A 19,201-nucleotide genomic window follows, 5' to 3' on the forward strand; every position below is an offset into this window, starting at 1 on the left:
TTCAGGGGGCGGCGGTGCGGCGCAGTTCGGCCGTGATGGCCTGGCGCAGTTCGCGTCTGCTGGTCTTGCCGACGCCGGTGGCCGGGAAGCGTTCGACGAACTCGACGCGGTCGGGGATCTTGTAGGCGGCCAGGCCGCGTTCGCGGAGGAAGCGCAGGAGCTGGGAGCGCCCCGGGGGCGTGCCGCGCGGGATGACGTAGGCGCAGGTCCGCTCGCCGAGGAAGGCGTCGGGTACCGCCACCACGGCGGCGTCGTGCACGTCGGGGTGGGCGAGGATGTGGTTTTCGACCTCTTCGGCGGCGATCTTCTCCCCGCCCCGGTTGATCTGGTCCTTGGCGCGGCCCTCGACGACCAGGTGTCCGCCGGGCAGTAGGCGCACCACGTCACCGGTGCGGTAGAAGCCGTCGGCGGTGAAGGCGGTCGCGTTGTGCTCGGGGGCGTTGTAGTAGCCGCGGATCGTGTAGGGGCCGCGGGTGAGCAGGTGCCCCGGCTCGCCGGGGGCCACCGGCCGGTCTGCGTCGTCTAGGACGCGGATCTCGTCGTCGGGGCTGATCGGGCGGCCCTGGGTGGTGACGACGGTCTCCTCGTCGTCGTCCAGGCGGGTGTAGTTGACCAGCCCTTCGGCCATGCCGAAGACCTGTTGCAGGGCGCAGCCCAGCGTGGGGCGGACGCGGCGGGCGGCCTGTTCGCCGAACTTGGCGCCGCCGACCTGGAGCACTTCCAGCGATGTCAGGTCGCGCCCGGCCTGTGAGCCGCCGTCCACGGCGTCCAGCCACAGCAGCGCGACCGGGGGCACGACCGCGGTCATGGTGACACGTTCGGTCTCGATCAGCGCCAGGCAGGTGTCGGGGCTGGGGTCGGGGGCGAGCACGACCGTGCCGCCGGCGTGCAGCACCCCGAGGAACCCGGGTGAGCTCATCGGGAAGTTGTGGGTCATCGGCAGCGCGGCGAGGTAGACCGTCTCGGGGCTAAGCCGGCAGATCTCGGCGCTGGCGCGGACCGAGTACAGGTAGTCGTCGTGGGTGCGCGGGATGAGCTTGGGCAGGCCGGTGGTGCCGCCCGACAGTTGGAAGAAGGCGACGTCGTCCGGGTCGGCGGCGGCCCCGGGGGCCGGGTGGGTGAGGGGGGCGTCTCGCAGGTCGGCCAGCGCGGTGAAGCCCTCCTCGCCGCCGCTGTCGCCCGCGACGAGGACGTGGGCCGGCCCGTCTCCTTGGGCGCGCACCCGCGCGGCCATCGCGCGGTGGTCGAATCCGGCGTGGACGTCGGGGATGACCAGCGCTGCCGCGGCGGTGGCGGCGCACAGGTGGCCGATCTCGCCGTGGCGGTGCGCGGGCAGCGCGTAGACGGGCAGCGCGCCGATCCGGAACAGCGCGAAGGCGACTTCCAGCACCTCGGGGATGTTGGGGAGCTGGACGACGACGCGGTCGCCGGGGGCGATCCCCAGCCGGAGTAGTCCGGCGGCCAGGCGCGAGACACGCTCGTCGAGTTCGGCGTAGGTCCAGCGCCGTTCTCCTTCGACGACGGCGGTCCGGGTGGCGAAGCGGCGGGTCCGGTCGCGCAGGAAGGCGTCGAAGTTCTCACCCGTCCAGTAGCCGGCGGCGCGGTAGCGGGCCGCGGCCTCGGCGGGCCAGGGGGTGCATCCGGCGAGCATGTCCGGTGGGGCCTTTCGGGGTCGGGGAGGGTGGTCGGCGGCCGGAGGGGTCACAGCGGGCGGTCGACGCCCAGGGCGAGCAGGAGGGTGCGCAGCTTCGCCGAGGTTTCGGCGAGTTCGGCCTCGGGGTCGGAGCCGGGCACGATGCCGCCGCCGGCGAACAGGTCGAGGGTGGTGTCCTCCACGTCGGCGCAGCGGATCGTGACGGCCCATTCGCCGTCGCCGGCGGCGTCGATGTGGCCGACGACCCCGGTGTAGAAGCCCCGGTCGAAGGGTTCGATGTCGCCGATCGCGGCGCGGGCGATGTGGGTGGGCGTCCCGCACACCGCAGGTGTGGGGTGCAGGGCGTGGACGAGGTCCAGTGACGTGGTGCGCGGGTCGTCCAGTTCCCCGGTGACCCGGGTGGACAGGTGCCACATGGTCGCGGTGCGGACGAGGCTGGGCTCGGCGGGGACGTCGAGGGTGCGGCAGTACGGTTCCAGGGCCGCGGCGACCGCTTCGACGACGACGGCGTGCTCGTAGCGGTCCTTCTCCGAGGCCAGCAGGGCGACGCCGGCGCGCTGGTCCTTGGTGGGGTCGGCGCTGCGGGGGGCCGATCCCGCCAGCGGGTTGGAGGTCACGTGGGTGCCGCGCTTGGCGACCAGCAGTTCCGGGCTGGCGCCGACGAGGGTGCGCCGGCCGCCGCCGCGGGGTGGCAGGTCGACGGCGAAGACGTGGGCGTCGGGGTCGCGGCGGGCCAGGTTGGCGAGCACGCGCGCGACATCGACGGGGCGGTCGCCGGTCAGCCGCAGGGAACGGGCCAGGACGATCTTGCGGGGGGCGGTGTCCGGCCCGTCGGGGGCGGTGAGCAGGTCCAGCGCGCGGCGCACGGCTTCGGCGTGCTCCCGGGGTTCGGGGACCGGCTTGACCTCCCAGGTTCCGGGCAGGGCGCGGTGGCGGGTCTCCTCCCGGGCGCGCGTCCCTTCGGCGCGGTGGAGCACGCGCGGGACGACGAGTCGGGCCGGGGAGCCCGGGTCGAAGGGGATCGCCCCCATCGCGACGGCCGGTCGGCCGTCCTCGGTGATGACGTCGCCCAGCGCGTCGGCGACGTCTTGCGCGTGTTCCAGGACGGCGAGTCCGCCCTGGCCGAGCAGGGTCGTCGAAGGGGAGGAGAGGAAGGCGGCGCCGGGACGGTAGGCGCTGAGGAGGTCGCCGGCCGTCACCGTGGTGGAGGCGGCACGCTGGAGGGGCACCGGTCGGCCTTTCTGACGAGCGGATTCGGTCCACCAAGCCGGTGGGTGAAGTCGGGATCGGGGTTCGGTGCTCCCGGGGGCACCGGACGGGTCAGGCGCGCTGGGTGGCGCCGCCGTCCACGTAGAGGTCGTGCATGGTGATCTGACGTGCCTGCGCGGAGGACAGGAAGCGCACGGCGGCGGCGACGTCGGCGGGGTGCGCGATGCGGCCGAGGGGGATGCCCGCGCGGAACTTGGCGGGGTCGCCGGCGATGACCTTCTCGGCGTCGTGCGGCCCCTGCCACATGCCGCGCTGCATGGGGGTGTCGGTGGAGCCGGGCGAGACGACGTTGCAGCGGATGCCGTGCGGGCCCAGTTCCAGGCCGAGGGATTTGGTGAACAGCGCCGCGGCGGCCTTGGAGGCGCCGTAGGCGGCCATGTCCGCGCGCGGGATGCCGGCCGCGTTCGAGGCGACGGTGATGATCGACCCGGCCGCGCGGGCGATCATGCGCCGCGCCGCGGCGCGGCAGACGTGGAAGACCCCGGTGGTGTTGACGGCGAACAGGTCGGCCCAGTCGGCGCCGGACAGGTCGGTGACCGGGCCGGTGCGCAGGATGCCGGCGACGTTGACCGCGTGGGCGACGGGTCCCAGGTCGGTTTCCACCGCGTCGAACAGGTCCTCCACGGCGGCCTCGTCGCGCACGTCGACGGTGTGGGGGGCCACGTCGCCGCCGAAGGCGCGCGTCTGCTCGACGGTGCCGGCCAGGCCGTGGGGGTCGCGGTCGACGGCGGCGACCCGTGCTCCTTCGGCGGCCAGGGCGGCGACCACGGCGCGCCCGATTCCGCCTCCCGCACCGGTGACCACGGCGACCGTCCCATCGATCCCCTCCAGGCCCACGTCTCCCCCTCGCCGTCTGTTACGCACCGCAATGGGACGTCTACCCATGCGGATACGACCAAGGTGAAGCAAACCTAATTAAGGCAATGCTTACCTAAGCAACCGACCGCAAGTCTTGAACGACGGGGTGTGGTGTGTCAACCCACAAAATTCCGGCATTCTTCGCTTTAGTTGACAAAACACCCAAGAGATCATCTTCACCACTTTCACCCTGGGCAACAGTTCCATCACACACAGACAGAAGCGCACGTCCACCCCCGCGCGCCATCACCACACCCCTCCCCCGCCTCCCAGCCCGCGACCGTCACGCACAGTAATCGAATTCAACGGCGTTCCCCGACATTTCACCCCCACCCCTCGACAGAGCCTGTGAATCGGATCACTCCCCATGGCTCCGCGCGAGCCCGATGCCCGATTACCACTCCACTCCGCCGAGAGCGCGCATCGACACGGTGGGTAATCTCGCGAATCTCCCACACCGCGACACTAAGTCACGATTTAATGACGTTCCGTATCGGCCGATCGATCCATGGGCCGACGAGAGAAAGAGACATCATGCGCCAGCGACACCTACTCGCGACCGCGCTCGCGGCGGCTGCCTGCCTGACCGTTCCGGCTCCCGCCCACGCCGGCTCGGGCTCCAGCAGCTGGTTGGAACTGTCCATCAGCCACGAACACCACGACGGTGTGCGCACCGTGATCCTCAAGTGTGATCCGCCCGGGGGCACCCATCCCTCCCCTGAGGAGGCGTGCGCCTCCTTGGAGGCCGTCGACGGCGTGTTCGAGGCCCTGCCGGCCGCCGGCCTGGTCTGCACCATGCAGTACGACCCCGTGGTCGTCCGCGCGTTCGGACACTGGGAGGACGTCAAGGTCCACTACGAGGAGGAGTTCCCCAACCCGTGTGTCGCCGCCGACCAGACCGACGGCGTGTTCTGGTTCTGAGCCGAGGCGAGGCGCCGTCCCTGTGCGGGGACGGCGCCTCGCCGTTTCGGAGGGAAACCGCTGCTCCACGGGCTGTGAGGAGACGCCGAGGGTGCATAGGCGTTCCCCTTTTGTGCATTGCACAACTTTCCCCTCCTCCTCTTCAAGGAGATCAGGGCGGGTCTATACGTTTCCGAGTCACAGACGGCGCGGGCGGGGCCCGCGCCTCTCCTCCCCCACTCCACCCATCCCGAGGAGGTCCGATGCGGATCCCCCGTGCCCTCGGACTGGTGTGCGCGACCGCCCTGCTGGCCTCGTGTGCGCCCGCGCAGTCCACCGGCAACGACTCCACCGCCGACGAGATGACCGGCACCCTGCGCGTGTGGTTGTTCTCCGAGGTCAACCAGGAGCCCAAGGAGAAGGTCGTCGACGAGGCGGTCGAGGAGTTCGAGGCCGCCCACGAGGGCGTCACCGTGGACGTGCAGTACATCCCGGTGGACACCCGGGCCGAACGCTTCCGCGCCGCGTTCAACGACCCGTCGAGCGCCCCCGACGTCGCCGAGTTCGGCAACACCGACCTGGCCGGCTACGTCGAGGCCGGTGGGTTCGCCGACATCACCGAGGACCTCTCCGCCTGGGATGAGGCGGCCGACTTCTCCCCCGAACTGGCCGCCACGACCGAGGTGGACGGCGCCTCCTACGGCGTTCCGTGGTACGTGGGCATGCGCGCGCTGTACTACCGGACCGATCTGTTCTCCGAGCACGACATCGAGGTGCCCGAGACCTTGGAGGAGGTCGTCGAGGCGGCGCGCGAGCTGCGCGAGAAGGAACCCGACCTGCTCGGCCTGTCCTCCGGCGGCGCCTACACCTACGGTTTCCTGCCCTTCGTGTGGGCTCACGGCGGCGACATCGCCACCGTCGAGGGCGACACCCACACCGCCGCGATCGACTCCGCGCAGTCGCGGGCCGGCGTGGAACTGTACTCCGAGGTGCTCTCCGAGGACGTCTGCCCGCCGCAGACCTGCTCAGAGATGGGCGGCAACGACAGCGTCCAGAACTTCGTCGCGGGCCGGGCGGCCATGACGATCGGCGGCAACTTCAACCTCAACGCGGTCGAGGAGAGCGAGGTCGCCGACGACTACGCGGTGATCCCGCTGCCGGGGACCGAGCCCGGCAGCATCGCCCCCGCCTTCGCCGGCGGCAACAACCTCGGGGTTCTCGCCGGTACCGAGCGCCGCACCCTGGCGGTGGAGTTCATGAAGCTGCTCGGCGGCAAGGACTACCAGCTCAAGATGTACGAGGCGATGGGCAACCTGCCCACCTTCACCGACGTGCAGGCCGAGGTCGCGCAGTCCTCTCCGGAGATGGAACCGTTCATCGCCACCTTGGAGGCGGGGACCAGGTTCGTTCCGGTCACCGGCGCCTGGTCCACCATCGACGCCCAGACGGTGCTGCCCTCGATGATGCAGCAGATCGCCGGTGGTGACGCCACGGTGGAGGAGGCCACCGCGGAGGCCGCCACCCGGATGAACGACGCTTTCTCCGGGCAGTAACGCATGGCGACTCAGGTTCCCGCTGTGGGGCGGCCGGCCGCGGCGACGCGGCCCGGCCGCCGCCGCGGCCGCTTCGAGCACTGGTTCTACCTCTCGCCGGCGCTCGTCGTCTTGGCCGCGCTGCTGGTCTACCCCCTGTACCAGCTCGTCCTCGTCTCGCTGTACGACTACCGCCAGGCCCAGGTCAGCGGCGCGCAGCCGTTGCGCTTCATCGGTTTCGACAATTACGCGACGCTGCTGGGCGATCCCCGCTTCTGGGGGGTGCTGGGCAACACCGTGGTGTTCGCCGCGGCCTGCGTGGTCGGCACCCTGCTCGTGGGCGGGGCGTTGGCGGTGTTGGCCACCCGGTTGCGTCCGTGGGTGCGCACCGTCTTGTTCCTGACCGCGCTGGGCGCCTGGGCCACTCCGGCGGTGACCGGCAGCGCGGTGTGGCTGTTCCTGTTCGACCCGACCCTGGGCCTGGTCAACCAGGTGCTCGTCGGCGTCGGCCTGGAGGGCTTCGCCGGGCACTCGTGGACCTATGAGAAGTGGTCGGCGTTCGGGCTGGTGGGCGCCGAGGTGATCTGGTGCTCGTTCCCGTTCGTGATGGTGACCCTGTACGCCGGTATCACCTCGATCCCCGAGGAGGTGGTGGAGGCCGCCCGGTTGGACGGCGCCTCGACCCTGCGCATCGCCCACAGCATCATGCTGCCGATGCTGCGCCCGGTGTTGGCGATCGTGACGATCCAGTCGATCATCTGGGACTTCAAGATCTTCACCCAGATCTACATCATGACCGGGGGCGGCGGTATCTCGGGCCAGAACATGGTGCTCAACGTCTACGGCTACCAGCAGGCGTTCGCCGCCAGCCAGTACGGGCTGGGCTCGGCGATCGGTGTCATCACGTCGCTGCTGCTGCTCGCCATCACGCTGGTCTACCTGCGCGCCCTGCGCCGTAATGGGGAGGTGCTGTGAGCGTCCGTCACGACGAGTCCGGCCCCGCCGTGGCCCCGGCCACCGGCGCGGCTGCGCGGCCTCCCGCGGGGGCGTCGGACAGGCCCGCTGCGGCCCCTCGCCGCAGGCGTCCGCGCCGGTGGCTGGCCGACGTCTGCGCCCTGCTGGTCGCCGTGGTGGTGGCCTTCCCGCTGTATTGGATGGTGCTGTCGGCCCTGCGGCCCCGCGCCGAACTGGAGGCGGGCGACGCGACCCCGTTCACGCTGTCGCCGAGCTTGGACTCCTTCGAACGGGTCGTCCTCGTCGACGGTTTCGGCCGCTACCTGGTGAACAGCCTGCTCGTGGCCGGCGCGGTGGTGGTGCTGTCGACGCTGTGCGCGTTCTTGGCGGCGGTCGCGCTGACCCGCTACCGGTTCCGCACCCGTTCGACGCTGCTCGTCATGGTGCTGGTCGCGCAGATGGTGCCGATCGAGGCGCTGACCATCCCCCTGTTCTTCCTGCTGCGCAACATCGGCGGCGCGGTGCCGGCGCTGGGGCTCAACCATCTGGGTTCGCTGATCATCGTGCACATGGCGTTCTCGATACCGTTCGCCATCTGGATGCTGCGCGGTTTCGTGGCCGCGGTCCCCCAGTCGGTGGAGGAGGCCGCCAAGCTGGACGGGGCGAGCAGTTTCACCTTTGTGCGGCGTATCCTCTTCCCGCTGGTGGCGCCGGGTGTGGCGGCGTGCAGCATCTTCTCGTTCATCACGACGTGGAATGATTTCCTGTTCGCCAAGACGTTCATCATCTCCGCCCAGGAGAACCAGACCCTGCCCATCGCGATCCTGACCTTCTTCAAACCGGACGAGAACGACTGGGGCGGCATCATGGCGGGGTCGGTGCTGATGACGATCCCGGTGTTGATCTTCTTCGTCATCGTGCAACGGCACCTGATCTCCGGACTGGGAGGAGCTGTCAAGGGATGAGCGCCGGCGAGGCCCCCGCGGCCGGACGCAATCCTCGCAACGCCTCGGTGTCGCTGCGCCGCGCGCTGGCGATCCTGGAGGATGTACGGGCCCAGCCGGCCGGTAGCGGCGGGTTGACGCTGACCCAGCTGGCCGAGCGTGTCGGCGTCAACAAGAGCACCGTCCTGCGGTTGGCGACGCCGCTGTTGGAGGCGCGGCTGCTCGCCCGGGACCGCGAGACCGGCCGCTTCCGGCTGGGGGCGGCGGCGCTCGCGCTGGGCCAGGCCTACCTGGACCAGTTGGATCTGCGCTCGGCGGCCTCCAAGCACCTTCGGGAGCTGATGCGTCGCACCGGGAACACCTGTCACCTGGTGGTCTTGGAGGGGACCGACGTGGTCTACGCCGACAAGGTCGAGGACACCACGACGGTTCGCATGGCCTCGCGGATCGGGGTGCGCATGCCGGCCCACCGCACCGCGGTGGGCAAGGCGATCCTCGCCCACAGCCCTCCCGACCTGGTGGAGCACGTGCTCGCCGCCGGGTTGGCGCCGGTGACGGCCAAGACGATCACCGACCCGGAGGTCTTCCGGCGGGAGCTGGGCCGTATCCGGGAGCGCGGTTACGCCATCGACGACCGGGAGAACGAGCCGGAGGTGCGCTGTGTGGCGGCTCCCGTCTTCGACCACAACGACGATCCGGTGGCGGCGATCAGCGTGTCCTCGCTCGCCAGCATGCTGCCGGCGGCCCGGGTCAGGGAGCTGGGGCCTGACGTGGCGGCGACCGCGGCGCTGATCTCGGCCGATCTGGGCGCCCGCCGCTCCCGCCCGCCTCTGTCGCGTTGACCCCGCCGCCGGCGCCCGCCGCTCTTGCGAAGCGCTCCGGGGTACCGGGGACGCCCGGGCAAGAGAGGCGAGGGCGTCTGCGACCGGGACACCCGGCCCCGCTCACCTCGTGGGCGGGGCCGGGTGTTCTGTGTCGCTGGCCGGGCGAGGCGGGGCTAACGCTGCTGCGCTGGCCCACTGTGTGCGAGCCGCTTCGTCCGCTTGCAGTTCGCGCAGGTGGCGTCCGGCAGCGGGTTGAACCGCCCGCAGGAGACGCAGGCCCACTCTGGTGCCGGCCGCCCCTGCGCGGTCTCGGTCTCGACTTCTTCGAGGAGCCGCCATTGGACGCGACGTTCCACTGTGGCCTGTCGCCGCCGGTCGGCGGGCTGCGGGTGGCCACACCGCCAACAGGCGGCGAGGATGTCAGGCTCGGTGGACATCATCGCCCGGCAGCGGGTGCACGCGGCGTAGTAGAGGAGGGCGTGGTTCTCGTTCTCGTCGTCCACGCGCAGCGGGACGCGCTGCCCATAGAGCGCGGCGCCGCGCGCCATTGATCCGCGCCTGACCATTCCCATCTCCAGTGGGGTCTTGTGAGCACCGTAACGGGCCACGGGCCGCCTGCCGTAGAGAACAACGTCCCTCCCGACGCCCAAGGGGTTCTGGGGCCGATGTCCGTGGCGGACGGGGAGGCGGACAGGGGAACAGGGAGAGAGGTGGTCCGGGACGGCCCCTCTACCGTCCCGGACCGGTCTCCGGGGAACCCCCTCACGATCCCCCGGTTCCGCGCGCCGTGCCGTGCGGACGGCGCGCGGAGGATTGTGGGCCGCCCGCCCCGCGCCGGATGCGGGCGGCCGGCCGAAGGCCGTCCACCAGGGAAGCCCCGGCCGCTCGCGCGGGGCAGGACTAGGCCCGGGGAAGCCACCGGGACATGCCGCCCCGCTCCCAGGTGCCCCCGCTCGCCCCGGTGACCGCGGTGGGGTAGGCCGCGGAAGTGCCCAACGGGAGGCGGCGTTCCACCGGCCGTGGCGAAGGCGCCTGCCGCGCGTGGAGCAGGCCGCGTGCGGCGAGTTTCATCCGCATCTCCTCGGCGGTGGCGGCGGTGAGCAGTTCATGGCCGGCCAGGGCGAGGTAACCACCGGAGGTTTCCCCGTGCCACACCAGCACGCCGCTCTGGCGGGACAGATCGCGCGCGACGGCGTGACCGGGAAGACAGGGCCGCCTCATCACCGCTCCCCTTCCAGCAGCGCGCGGATCTGGTCGGCGGGAATCCGCCACCGCCCGCCCAGCGTCTGCCGCCCCTGGAGCCAGCCGGCCCGCAGCCACCCATGGACCGTGCTGGGGGCCACCCGGCATATGTCGGCGACCTCGATCGGGGTCAACAACTCCGGCCACTGCACCGCGGGCGTCTGCGCGATGGGGAGGTGACGACCGTTCACCTTGACGGTGACGGAGATCCGGGGAACGGCGCTCACGCGATCACCCGCCGAGCGTAGGGCCGGACGATCTCCGGGTTCTCCTGCTCGGTCACGCAGCGGTCGATGGCGTCGCGCAGGTGCCGCAGGCTCCAGCAGGTGAGGTACCGGCCGCCAGGGGTGCGGACGGTGTAGATGTGGCCGCCGAGAGGCGCCGGGATACGGCTCATCTCCCAACCGAGAGGAGCAAGCGTCTCGGCGAGCACCGCGAACTCGACATAGGGCTCGGGGGTGGGAGGACGGGGTTCAGGCATGCACATCGAGACCCCCATGGGTCGGCCAGGCGAGTAACCCGGCGAGACGATCAGGTAGTCCCATCGTCACTCACCGCACTCAAAAACGCAAGATGCGTTTTGAAGAGCTTGAAACAATCTGGCGAGTCAGCTGCGAAACATGGCGAAGGATGCGTAAAATGCCGACTGTTGGTCACTCAGCGTAGGATCTGGCCAACTTCACCCTCACGTCCGGAGGAGCCTCGCAGAGTTGGTTGCCAGCCCCACACTCAGACGACGGCGGATCGCCCGCCAGCTCCTCATGTTGCGGGAGCAGGCCGGCCTCACCGCACGGCAGGCAGCCGCCGAAGCCAAGCGGCGCAGCCCAGAACGCAAATGGTCCGAAACCAAGGTCACCAGGATCGAAACTCGGAAAATCCTGCGGCTACGTGACGTCGATATCCAGACGCTCCTTGATGTCTACGGGGTGACCGACCCCAGCGAGCGCGAGGCGTACCGGCGGCTTGCCCGTGAAGCGAGCCAGACTGGGTGGTGGGTTGGTTATCGTGACGTTCTCGGCACCGGGGCGTTCGTCGACCTGGAGACAGAGGCCAGCTCGATCCGCTCTTGCGAGATGATGGCGATTCCGGGCCTGCTCCAGACCGAGGACTATGCAAGGGCAATCATCCAGGCCAACGTCACAGCCAGTGGACGTGAGGCCGACGCTCGTGAAGTTGACCGTGGCGTTGAAGCACGGATGATTCGCAAAAGCATCCTTTCGGCTCGCACGGACCCGCCGACCTACTGGGCCGTGATCGGCGAGGCCGCGCTGCTCCACATCACCCCACGCCTTAAAGGGCAGCTGAAGTACCTCTTGGAGATGAGCGAGCGGGGTAACATCGGGATCCAGGTACTCCCGGTGTCCAGAGGACCGCACGCAGCGATGACCGGCAGCTTCGTCATCCTCGACTTCCCAGCCCCGGATTCGCCCGTGGTGTATTTGGAGACGATGCTGGAAGAGATCTACCTGGAGACCCCGGATGAGATCCGGACGTATCAGCAGTTCTACGCCCACATACAGGCTGAGGCACTGCCTGTAGGCGACTCCCGCACACTCATCCATGACCGCCTATCCGATCTCCAGTAAGTGAAGGCCCCGATGCCAGAGACGTCTCAACTTCGGTTCCGCAAGTCCTCATACTCAGGCGGCGGCACGCAGAACTGCGTTGAAGTCGCCGATCTGCCCGGCGCCGCCGCTGTACGCGACTCCCAGAACCCGGATCTCGGCCACCTGGTATTCCCAGCCACCGAGATGACCGCGTTCCTCGACGCCGTGAAAACCGACCGGCTGTAAGCCAAACAGCAGGAGAGGCCCGGCAGACACCTGCCGGGCCTCCTTCACATCCAGGCGTATGCCCTAGCGGCCGTCCAAGACGACGGCATCATCGTTCAACGCCTTGACTCAGGCATCCATCCAGGTACTCCTGATGTCCAGATGACCGGGAGCTTCGTGATCATGGGCTTCCTGGACCCAGCGGATCCGCTGGTGCTATTCCTGGAGCAGGACCACGGCGGGCTAGATCTAGAGGAAGCCGACGAGGTGGCACACTATCGCCAGCTCGCCGACCACCTCCGGCTGGTAGCCCTGCGTCCGGGGGAGATCATCGACCGGCTCCGAGAGCTCATCGAATAGGACGGACCATGGATACTTATTTGATCCCTAGCAGCCTGTTCCGCAAGTCCAGCTACAGCAGCTCCCACGGCCAGAACTGCGTCGAGGTCGCCGACCTGCCCGGAGCCGCCGCCGTACGCGACTCCCAGAACCCGCACGCCGGCCACCTGGTATTCCCGGCCACCGAGATGACCGCGTTCCTCGACGCCGTGAAAACCGGCCGACTGTAAGCACAGAGCGGAAGAGGTCCAGCGCACGCCCGCCGGGCCTTACCCCCGGGCGTATCTCCAGTAAGTGAAGGCCCCTATGTCAGAGACGCCTCAACTTCGGTTCCGCAAGTCCTCATACTCAGGCGGTGGCACGCAGAACTGCGTCGAGGTCGCCGACCTGCCCGGAGCCGCCGCCGTACGCGACTCCCAGAACCCGGACCTCGGCCACCTGGTATTCCCAGCCACCGAGATGACCGCCTTCCTCGACGCCGTGAAAACCGGCCGACTGTAACCAGACAACTGTCATCTTCGCGGCCACCCACACACAGGCCGAGGCACTGCCCGCAGGCGACTCCCCCACGCTCATCCGTGACCGTCCGACCCAGCTCCAGCAAACCGGAGGCCCGATGTCTGAGTCCCACACCATGAAGTTCCGCAAGTCCAGCTACAGCAGCGGGAAGGGGCAGAACTGCGTCGAGGTCGCCGACCTGCCCGGAGCCGCCGCCGTACGCGACTCCCAGAACCCGGACCTCGGCCACCTGGTATTCCCAGCCACCGAGATGACCGCCTTCCTCGACGCCGTGAAAACCGGCCGACTGTAACCGGACAACAGAAGAGGCCCCGCGCAACCGCACGGGGCCTCTTCCGCGTATACCTGATACGTCCCAGAGAGATACTACGCGCTCTCTCTCCGTTCTCCTAGACCTTCGCCTCCACCGGGAGGCAACAGAAGGGGTCTGTACGCGGAACACCGCGCCGCAACCACCGCGAGAACCGTGAGGGAAGCTCCGCGCGCGGCCTACTCGTAGGGGTCGGGCGGGTTGTCCACCTCGGTCATCTGGTGCACCTCGAAACGGTGGTCGCGGATCTCCTGGAGGCCGCCCTCGGGCTCCACCCAGCTCCCCTCGACCGTCCACCAGCTGTCCTCGGGGGGCGCCGGCTCGTTGGTGATGAGCACCCGGTTGACGATCGCGTCGGCCGCGCAGCACGCCATCTGGAGCCGGGCCAGATACCAGCCCTCCCCCTCCGGGTTGGCGACGACGAAACCGGTGAGACGGATCTCGCGCCCGGCCATCGCCCGCTCCTCGTCGGTCCAGGCGCGCATGACGAACTCCTGCAACTCCATCTCCACCGGCTGCCCCGGCTCGGCCTCCAACTCGTCGTAGGAGACCTCGGAGACGTCACGGGGGGCGCTGGAGGCGGCGTTGGCCGCGGTGTAGGCGCCCAGCGCCGGCGGGGCGACCGCGAAGACCGCGACAACGGGGAGCAGGAGCAGCCACGCCACGCGCGGGCCGTGCCCCCCGTGGTCGTGACCGTGGTCATGGCCGTGGGCGTGCTCCTCCTCCGCCTCGGGACCCCGGCGCGCCTGCCGCAGGTCCATGACGATCGCGGTCACCCCCAGTACGACCAGGACCACGCCGGCCCCGACGATGAAGGGCCGGAAGGCGCCCTGCACGTAGTTGAGGTACAGGTCGCTGGCGAGGGTGCAGCTCAGCGCGGCGACACCGAGCAGGGTCAGCACCAGCCCCTGGGCGATGCGGTTCACAGCAGGACTCCTCCCACCACGAAGGTGAAGATCAGGGTCAGGGCCAGGGTCAGCGGGACGAAGCGGCGCACGAAGCCCCAGCCGAACGTTCCCGCCTGCAAGGCGATCAGCTTGAGGTCGACCATCGGCCCCACGACGAGGAACGCCAGCTTCGCGGTCGGGGAGAACTCGGTCAGGCTGGCCGCGACGAACGCGTCGGCCTCCGAGCAGATCGACAGCAGGATCGCCAGCAGCGCCAGCACCAGCACCGAGACGACCGGGAGGTCGGCGACGGCGATCACCCACTCGCGCGGGACCAGGACGTTGAGCGTGGCCGCGGCGAGCCCGCCGACCACCAGGAAACCGCCGGCGTGCATCAGGTCGTGCTGCATCGACTCGCGGAAGACGCGCCACTTCGAGGCGTCCGGGTCGTGGTCGGCGCGGGGCATGCGCAGCCAGCCGGTGCGTCCGAACCGCGCCCATATCCAGCCGACCACGACGGCCGCGCCCAGCGCGGCCAGGAAGCGGGCCACGACCATCTCCGGGCTGCCGGGGAAGGCCACCGCCGTGGCGACCAGCACCACCGGGTTGATCGCCGGCGCCGCCAGCAGGAAGGTGAGAGCCGCGGCCGGGGCGACACCGCGTTTGATGAGCCCGCCGGCGACCGGCACCGACGCGCACTCACACCCCGGCAGGATCGCGCCCGCGGCGCCGGCGACGGGCACCGCCAGAGCGGAGTTGCGGGGGATCGCCCGGCGCCAGAACGACACCGGCACGAACGCGGTGAGCGCCGCCGACAAGGCGACACCGAACACCAGGAAGGGCAGCGCCTGAAGACTGATCGCGGTGAAGATCGTCGCCCAGGCGAGGAACGCCTCATTGGTCAACCTGTCGGTCAACCAGGCGTTGGCCGCGGCCAGGGCGATGATGAACAGGGCGAACAGCCACACGGTCGCGGTGCGCCGTGGCCCGCGCGGCCGTCCCCAGTCGGACGGCGGAAGCCCCTCGTCGGGTTCGTCCCAGCCGCGCGCCAGGGAGTCGCCCAGGGCCGGGGGCGGAAAGGCGGAGCCCGAAGACCTGTCCGGCACGGTCGTGTCCTTGATCGTCGTCGGTTGCAGGGAGAACGCACGCATACTAACCGACGGGTGAGAACAGTTTTCATATCCGCTGTCGCCGGTGCGCCCGTGTCGATCGACGCACGGGGCCGGCGGTCGGGGCCGGCCGTCGCGTGCCGCCGGCCCGATCCCGTTCCCGACGGGCGGCCGGCACGAAGCGGATCATATCCGGTGTGTCGCCTCTTCGGGGCGGCCACGGGGGATTCGATCGGACAGGCCGCCCGACCACGGGGCGGGCCGGTCCCCCGGCCCGCCCCGGCGGTCAGGAGCGGGAAGAGCCCGCGACCTCCGTCTCCTGGGCGCCGCCCCAGCACTGGACCCCCTCCAGCTCGGGGAGGCGGTCCCGGGTGAACACCGGGTCGATCCCCTGCCTGCGCTGGGCGGTGTAGTCCTTCAACAGCTTGACCGCGACCCCGCCGAGCGGCGCGATGGCGGCGAGGTTGATCAACGCCATGACCCCCATCGAGACGTCCGCGAGGTTCCACACGAGCTGCACCGACCCGATCGCGCCGAGGAAGACCGTGAGCACGACCAGCAGGCGGTAGGCCGTCAGCGTCGAGGGGCGCGCCGACAGGAAGCCGAGGTTGGACTCGCCGTAGTAGTAGTTGCCGAGCACCGAGGTGAAGGCGAGCAGGAACAGGATGATCGTCAGTGCGTGGATCGCCCAGCCGCCGAGGTTGCTCTCCAGGGCCTCCTGGGTCATGGAGGGGCCGCGGTTCTCCCCGTAGACCGGGTCGCTGAGCAGCACGATGAAGGCGGTGGTGGAGCACACGATGAGCGTGTCGAAGTAGACGCCGAGGGTCTGGACCAGGCCCTGCTTGACCGGGTGGCTGACCGACGCGGTCGCCCCGGCGTTGGGCGCCGACCCCAGCCCCGCCTCGTTGGAGAACATGCCGCGGCGCATCCCCTGCACGATCGCGGTGCCCACGCCGCCGCCCACGAACTCCCGCAGCCCGAAGGCCCCGGTGACGATGTCGGCGAACACCGAGGGGACCTTCTCGACGTTCAGGGCCACCACGACCAGCCCCAGCCCGATGTAGAGCAGGGCCATGAACGGCACCAGGGCCTGGGCGACATGGGCGATACGGCGGATACCGCCGAAGATCACCGCCGCGGTCAGTGCCGCCAGGGCCAGGCCGATGAGCGCCGAGACCAGCGTTCCGGTGGGGGCGCCCACCGCCGCCAGCGACGTGGACACCGCGTCGGCGATGCTGTTGCTCTGGACCGAGTTGAACACGATCCCGAACGTCACCGTGATGACGACGGCGAACAGCACGCCCATCCAGTTGCGGCCGAGACCGTAACGCATGTAGTAGGCGGGACCGCCACGGAACCCGGTGCGGTCACGGACCTTGTAGAGCTGGGCGAGGGTGGACTCGACGAAGCTCGCGGCACCCACCACGAGCGCCATCGTCCACATCCAGAAGACCGCGCCAGGGCCGCCCAGCGCGATCGCGGTGGCGACACCGACGATGTTGCCGGTCCCCACCCGCGCCGCGGCCGACACCGCGAAGGCCTGGAAGGAGGAGATGGCCTTCTTACCATCGGGCGCGATCTCGGGCTTGTTGCCGAGGACCCGGATCATCTCCGGGAGCAGGCGGAGCTGGACCGCTCCCAGCCGGATGGTGAAGTACAGACTGAGCAGCACCAGCAGGGGAATGAGCAGGTAGGCCCAGAACCGGTCGTTGAGGGCGACGACGACGTCGCTGACAGCGTCCACGAGGGAACGATCTCCTTCTGGGAGTACGGGCGGGCTCCCGGGCGCGCGGCCCGGTCGCCGTGGGGCGGGTGCGACCGGTCGGGCCGCATCGGGAATGCGTCTTGGATCACGCACCCCGACCGGGAAGGATACCGGTCACCCGCACACCGGACGATACGGGCGTATCGCGGCCGACACGGGTCAGACCGCCCCTCCTCCCGACCGTCCCGCCGCGGCAGCGGGCAGATCGTCGGCGAGCATGTCCATCAACAAGCCGTCCCGCCAGTGCCCCTCGGGGTCGCGCCAGTAGGAGCGCATCACCCCCACCCGGCGGAACCCGGCCTTCTCATAGGCGCGGACCGCGGCGGTGTTGTCCAGGGCCGGATCGATCACGATCCGGTGGTGGCCGCGCTCGTCGAACAGCCACCGGGCCAGCGTCACGATGACCTCGACCCCCAGCCCCAGGCCGCGCGTGTCAGGGTCGAGGAAGACGTCGATCCCGGCGTGGCGGTAGTCCGGTTCCGGCTCCTCGTAGAACTGGATCATGCCGCGCACCCGCCCCTCCACCACGATGGCGTAGCGCTGCTCTCCCCCTTCGGTGGGCAGGGCGAAATCCTCCTCGCCCCACCAGCAGGCCACCTCGGGCCGCGTGACGATCCGGTTGAGTTCCGGCCCGTCCTCCGCCGTCCACGGGCGCAGTGTCGCCCTGGGGCCGACGAGTTCGACGGGCTCCGCAGGGACGGGAGCCGTGGGATCGGGCATGGGTACTCCGGTTGGACGCTGGGCGCACGCGGCGGACGGTAGGGGCCGGGCGACGGGCCGCCCGGCCCGGGCCGGCTCATGTGCCGACCCGCACCACCATCTTGCCGATGTTGCCGCCGCCGAGCATCGATATAAACGCCTCCGGCGCGTTCTCCAGGCCGTCGACGACCGTCTCGGTGAACCTGATCCGGCCGTCGGCGACGGCCGGGACCATCTCGCGCTGGAAGTCGCCGGTGCGGTCGGCGCTGTCGGAGACGATGAACCCGTTGAGGCTGAGCCGCTTGGCCACGATCATGCCCATGTTGCGCGGCCCCGGCTGCGGCTCGGTCGCGTTGTAGGAGGAGATCCACCCGCACAGGGCGAAACGCGCGAAGTCGTTGGCCGCCCCGATCGCCGCCTCCAGGTGGTCGCCGCCGACGTTGTCGAAGTAGACGTCGATGCCGTCGGGCGCGGCCTCGGTCAGCTGCTCCATGACGGGGCCGTCCTTGTAGTTGAACGCCGCGTCGAAGCCGAGCTCGTCGATCAGGTAGGCGACCTTCTCGGCCGATCCGGCGCTGCCGATGACCCTCGCGGCGCCCTTGAGCTTGGCGAGCTGCCCCACGACACTGCCCACCGCGCCGGCCGCGCCCGAGACGAACACCGTGTCGCCCCGGCGCATCGACGCCTTGTCCAGCAGGCCCACATACGCGGTCAGGCCGGGCATGCCGAGCACCCCGAGGTAGGCGGTGGCCGGGATGTCCCCCTTGACGTTGACCGGGCGGACCTGCCCGGCGGGCAGCACCGCGTGCTCGCGCCAGCCGGCGTTGTGCACGACGACGGCCCCCTCGGGAAAGGACTCGTCCCCGGAGACCTCGACGACGCCGATCGCCCCGCCCTCCATCGGGGAGTTCAGCTCGTAGGGGTCGGTGTAGGTGCGCACGCCGGTCATCTTGCCCCGCATGTAGGGGTCGACCGATATCGCGAGGTTGCGCACCAGGATCTCTCCCGTCCCGACCTCCGGCAGTTCCCGATCGACCAGGGCGAAGTCCTCGGGCCGGGGCGCGCCCTCGGGCCGGGCGACCAGGTGGATCTCACGTGTGCTGATGGACATGGCTGGTCCGCTCTCCTTCTCATCTTCACTGTGACGGACGTGTGTCGGCCGTCTGCGGGAGACTTCCCGATCAGGTGCCGCCCACGCCTCCGGCCGGCCCTCCGTTGGGAGGGGCCTCCCGGGCGGCGGACTGCGGCGCGAACTGTGTGCGATACAACCCCGCGTAGACCCCTCCGGCGGCGAGGAGTTCACCGTGGTCGCCCTCCTCGACGATGCTCCCCCCGTCGAGGACGAGGATGCGGTCGGCCTCGCGGACGGTGGCCAACCGGTGGGCGATGACCAGGGAGGTCCGCCCCCGCAACGCGGTACGCAACGCCTCCTGCACCGCGGCCTCGGACTCGGCGTCCAAATGCGCGGTCGCCTCGTCCAACACCACCACCGAAGGCGCCTTGAGCAACAACCGCGCGATCGCCAGACGCTGCTTCTCCCCACCCGACAACCGGTACCCACGATCCCCCACGACCGTGTCCAACCCATCGGGCAACGCATCCAGCAGATGCCCCAACCGCGCCG

Annotated in this window: 24 protein-coding genes; 11 read left to right on the plus strand and 13 right to left on the minus strand. The window is 70.0% G+C overall.

What is annotated here, in order from left to right; all coding sequences use genetic code 11:
- Nucleotide 1: 1 nt before the first annotated feature.
- From ACYVHU_RS25085 to ACYVHU_RS25095, 3 genes are all read right to left on the minus strand, one after another.
- Nucleotides 2-1,651, minus strand: a complete 1,650-nt coding sequence (locus ACYVHU_RS25085; RefSeq protein ID WP_078764189.1) for a (2,3-dihydroxybenzoyl)adenylate synthase — start codon at nt 1,649-1,651, stop codon at nt 2-4.
- Nucleotides 1,652-1,701: 50 nt separating this feature from the next.
- Complete coding sequence (locus ACYVHU_RS25090; protein WP_498949663.1) at nt 1,702-2,883, minus strand: isochorismate synthase; 1,182 nt, start codon at nt 2,881-2,883, stop codon at nt 1,702-1,704.
- Between the two features lie 91 nt (nt 2,884-2,974).
- A complete protein-coding gene (locus ACYVHU_RS25095) occupies nt 2,975-3,754 on the minus strand; it encodes a 2,3-dihydro-2,3-dihydroxybenzoate dehydrogenase (protein WP_394330088.1) in 780 nt (259 codons plus the stop codon).
- A 561-nt stretch (nt 3,755-4,315) separates the two neighbouring features.
- On the opposite strand from ACYVHU_RS25095, the gene ACYVHU_RS25100 reads away from it, so the two are divergent.
- The 5 genes from ACYVHU_RS25100 to ACYVHU_RS25120 all read left to right on the plus strand — a co-directional run bounded on the left by ACYVHU_RS25100 (nt 4,316) and on the right by ACYVHU_RS25120 (nt 8,953).
- Nucleotides 4,316-4,702, plus strand: a complete 387-nt coding sequence (locus ACYVHU_RS25100) for an SSI family serine proteinase inhibitor (protein WP_159457317.1) — start codon at nt 4,316-4,318, stop codon at nt 4,700-4,702.
- A 242-nt stretch (nt 4,703-4,944) separates the two neighbouring features.
- A complete protein-coding gene (locus ACYVHU_RS25105) occupies nt 4,945-6,234 on the plus strand; it encodes an extracellular solute-binding protein (RefSeq protein WP_078764193.1) in 1,290 nt (429 codons plus the stop codon).
- A gap of 3 nt (nt 6,235-6,237) precedes the next feature.
- Nucleotides 6,238-7,188 (plus strand): carbohydrate ABC transporter permease, encoded by a 951-nt coding sequence (locus ACYVHU_RS25110; protein WP_078764194.1) that lies wholly within the window; start codon nt 6,238-6,240, stop codon nt 7,186-7,188.
- Nucleotides 7,189-7,310: 122 nt separating this feature from the next.
- The gene (locus ACYVHU_RS25115) at nt 7,311-8,132 is read left to right on the plus strand and encodes a carbohydrate ABC transporter permease (RefSeq protein WP_235001213.1); all 822 of its coding nucleotides are present in this window, start codon (nt 7,311-7,313) and stop codon (nt 8,130-8,132) included.
- Nucleotides 8,129-8,953, plus strand: a complete 825-nt coding sequence (locus tag ACYVHU_RS25120; protein WP_078764195.1) for an IclR family transcriptional regulator — start codon at nt 8,129-8,131, stop codon at nt 8,951-8,953. Before ACYVHU_RS25115 ends, ACYVHU_RS25120 begins: the two co-directional genes overlap by 4 nt.
- A gap of 155 nt (nt 8,954-9,108) precedes the next feature.
- On the opposite strand, the gene ACYVHU_RS25125 is transcribed toward ACYVHU_RS25120, so the two are convergent.
- The 4 genes from ACYVHU_RS25125 to ACYVHU_RS25140 all read right to left on the minus strand — a co-directional run bounded on the left by ACYVHU_RS25125 (nt 9,109) and on the right by ACYVHU_RS25140 (nt 10,658).
- A complete protein-coding gene (locus ACYVHU_RS25125) occupies nt 9,109-9,501 on the minus strand; it encodes a hypothetical protein (RefSeq protein ID WP_144390328.1) in 393 nt (130 codons plus the stop codon).
- 334 nt (nt 9,502-9,835) lie between these two features.
- Nucleotides 9,836-10,156, minus strand: coding sequence for a hypothetical protein (locus ACYVHU_RS25130; RefSeq protein WP_078764197.1), 321 nt, complete (start codon nt 10,154-10,156; stop codon nt 9,836-9,838).
- A complete protein-coding gene (locus ACYVHU_RS25135) occupies nt 10,156-10,404 on the minus strand; it encodes a MerR family transcriptional regulator (protein ID WP_498949665.1) in 249 nt (82 codons plus the stop codon). Before ACYVHU_RS25135 ends, ACYVHU_RS25130 begins: the two co-directional genes overlap by 1 nt.
- Nucleotides 10,401-10,658 carry a hypothetical protein gene (locus ACYVHU_RS25140; RefSeq protein WP_498949666.1) on the minus strand — a complete coding sequence of 86 codons (258 nt, stop codon included), beginning with the start codon at nt 10,656-10,658 and terminating at the stop codon, nt 10,401-10,403. Before ACYVHU_RS25140 ends, ACYVHU_RS25135 begins: the two co-directional genes overlap by 4 nt.
- 229 nt (nt 10,659-10,887) lie before the next feature.
- Here ACYVHU_RS25140 and ACYVHU_RS25145 point away from each other — a divergent pair, with 229 nt between their 5' ends.
- The 6 genes from ACYVHU_RS25145 to ACYVHU_RS25170 all read left to right on the plus strand — a co-directional run bounded on the left by ACYVHU_RS25145 (nt 10,888) and on the right by ACYVHU_RS25170 (nt 13,099).
- Nucleotides 10,888-11,763, plus strand: a complete 876-nt coding sequence (locus tag ACYVHU_RS25145; protein ID WP_498949668.1) for a helix-turn-helix domain-containing protein — start codon at nt 10,888-10,890, stop codon at nt 11,761-11,763.
- A gap of 12 nt (nt 11,764-11,775) precedes the next feature.
- Nucleotides 11,776-11,970: a DUF397 domain-containing protein gene (locus ACYVHU_RS25150; protein WP_498949669.1), complete on the plus strand. Its 195-nt coding sequence runs from the start codon at nt 11,776-11,778 to the stop codon at nt 11,968-11,970.
- Nucleotides 11,971-12,111: 141 nt separating this feature from the next.
- The gene (locus tag ACYVHU_RS25155; protein ID WP_078764201.1) at nt 12,112-12,309 is read left to right on the plus strand and encodes a Scr1 family TA system antitoxin-like transcriptional regulator; all 198 of its coding nucleotides are present in this window, start codon (nt 12,112-12,114) and stop codon (nt 12,307-12,309) included.
- Nucleotides 12,310-12,317: 8 nt separating this feature from the next.
- The gene (locus ACYVHU_RS25160; protein WP_078764202.1) at nt 12,318-12,518 is read left to right on the plus strand and encodes a DUF397 domain-containing protein; all 201 of its coding nucleotides are present in this window, start codon (nt 12,318-12,320) and stop codon (nt 12,516-12,518) included.
- A gap of 76 nt (nt 12,519-12,594) precedes the next feature.
- The gene (locus ACYVHU_RS25165; RefSeq protein ID WP_498949670.1) at nt 12,595-12,789 is read left to right on the plus strand and encodes a DUF397 domain-containing protein; all 195 of its coding nucleotides are present in this window, start codon (nt 12,595-12,597) and stop codon (nt 12,787-12,789) included.
- Between the two features lie 115 nt (nt 12,790-12,904).
- The gene (locus tag ACYVHU_RS25170; RefSeq protein WP_498949671.1) at nt 12,905-13,099 is read left to right on the plus strand and encodes a DUF397 domain-containing protein; all 195 of its coding nucleotides are present in this window, start codon (nt 12,905-12,907) and stop codon (nt 13,097-13,099) included.
- A 197-nt stretch (nt 13,100-13,296) separates the two neighbouring features.
- Here ACYVHU_RS25170 and ACYVHU_RS25175 read toward each other — a convergent pair whose 3' ends face one another.
- The 6 genes from ACYVHU_RS25175 to ACYVHU_RS25200 all read right to left on the minus strand — a co-directional run.
- On the minus strand, nt 13,297-14,043 hold the full coding sequence (locus tag ACYVHU_RS25175) for a TIGR03943 family putative permease subunit (RefSeq protein ID WP_078764204.1): 747 nt from the start codon (nt 14,041-14,043) through the stop codon (nt 13,297-13,299).
- Nucleotides 14,040-15,110, minus strand: coding sequence for a permease (locus ACYVHU_RS25180; protein WP_235001214.1), 1,071 nt, complete (start codon nt 15,108-15,110; stop codon nt 14,040-14,042). Before ACYVHU_RS25180 ends, ACYVHU_RS25175 begins: the two co-directional genes overlap by 4 nt.
- A gap of 289 nt (nt 15,111-15,399) precedes the next feature.
- Complete coding sequence (locus ACYVHU_RS25185; RefSeq protein ID WP_078764205.1) at nt 15,400-16,857, minus strand: alanine/glycine:cation symporter family protein; 1,458 nt, start codon at nt 16,855-16,857, stop codon at nt 15,400-15,402.
- A gap of 180 nt (nt 16,858-17,037) precedes the next feature.
- Nucleotides 17,038-17,598 carry a GNAT family N-acetyltransferase gene (locus ACYVHU_RS25190; RefSeq protein WP_078764206.1) on the minus strand — a complete coding sequence of 187 codons (561 nt, stop codon included), beginning with the start codon at nt 17,596-17,598 and terminating at the stop codon, nt 17,038-17,040.
- 76 nt (nt 17,599-17,674) lie between these two features.
- Nucleotides 17,675-18,688 carry an NADP-dependent oxidoreductase gene (locus ACYVHU_RS25195; RefSeq protein WP_498949673.1) on the minus strand — a complete coding sequence of 338 codons (1,014 nt, stop codon included), beginning with the start codon at nt 18,686-18,688 and terminating at the stop codon, nt 17,675-17,677.
- A gap of 70 nt (nt 18,689-18,758) precedes the next feature.
- Nucleotides 18,759-19,201: ATP-binding cassette domain-containing protein (locus ACYVHU_RS25200; RefSeq protein WP_498949675.1), on the minus strand; the 443-nt coding region annotated here is incomplete at its 5' end.

It is taken from the genome of Marinactinospora endophytica (genome assembly GCF_054780875.1).

What these genes read in the sequence shown, in the direction of transcription:
- ACYVHU_RS25170 (WP_498949671.1), top strand. Translation starts at nt 12,905, where the DNA reads ATGTCTGAGTCCCACACCATGAAGTTCCGCAAGTCCAGCTACAGCAGC.
- ACYVHU_RS25120 (WP_078764195.1), top strand. Translation starts at nt 8,129, where the DNA reads ATGAGCGCCGGCGAGGCCCCCGCGGCCGGACGCAATCCTCGCAACGCC.
- ACYVHU_RS25150 (WP_498949669.1), top strand. Translation starts at nt 11,776, where the DNA reads ATGCCAGAGACGTCTCAACTTCGGTTCCGCAAGTCCTCATACTCAGGC.
- ACYVHU_RS25130 (WP_078764197.1), bottom strand. Translation starts at nt 10,156, where the DNA reads ATGAGGCGGCCCTGTCTTCCCGGTCACGCCGTCGCGCGCGATCTGTCC.
- ACYVHU_RS25195 (WP_498949673.1), bottom strand. Translation starts at nt 18,688, where the DNA reads ATGTCCATCAGCACACGTGAGATCCACCTGGTCGCCCGGCCCGAGGGC.
- ACYVHU_RS25110 (WP_078764194.1), top strand. Translation starts at nt 6,238, where the DNA reads ATGGCGACTCAGGTTCCCGCTGTGGGGCGGCCGGCCGCGGCGACGCGG.
- ACYVHU_RS25125 (WP_144390328.1), bottom strand. Translation starts at nt 9,501, where the DNA reads ATGGTCAGGCGCGGATCAATGGCGCGCGGCGCCGCGCTCTATGGGCAG.
- ACYVHU_RS25140 (WP_498949666.1), bottom strand. Translation starts at nt 10,658, where the DNA reads ATGCCTGAACCCCGTCCTCCCACCCCCGAGCCCTATGTCGAGTTCGCG.
- ACYVHU_RS25100 (WP_159457317.1), top strand. Translation starts at nt 4,316, where the DNA reads ATGCGCCAGCGACACCTACTCGCGACCGCGCTCGCGGCGGCTGCCTGC.
- ACYVHU_RS25160 (WP_078764202.1), top strand. Translation starts at nt 12,318, where the DNA reads ATGGATACTTATTTGATCCCTAGCAGCCTGTTCCGCAAGTCCAGCTAC.
- ACYVHU_RS25165 (WP_498949670.1), top strand. Translation starts at nt 12,595, where the DNA reads ATGTCAGAGACGCCTCAACTTCGGTTCCGCAAGTCCTCATACTCAGGC.
- ACYVHU_RS25190 (WP_078764206.1), bottom strand. Translation starts at nt 17,598, where the DNA reads ATGCCCGATCCCACGGCTCCCGTCCCTGCGGAGCCCGTCGAACTCGTC.
- ACYVHU_RS25085 (WP_078764189.1), bottom strand. Translation starts at nt 1,651, where the DNA reads ATGCTCGCCGGATGCACCCCCTGGCCCGCCGAGGCCGCGGCCCGCTAC.
- ACYVHU_RS25105 (WP_078764193.1), top strand. Translation starts at nt 4,945, where the DNA reads ATGCGGATCCCCCGTGCCCTCGGACTGGTGTGCGCGACCGCCCTGCTG.
- ACYVHU_RS25155 (WP_078764201.1), top strand. Translation starts at nt 12,112, where the DNA reads ATGACCGGGAGCTTCGTGATCATGGGCTTCCTGGACCCAGCGGATCCG.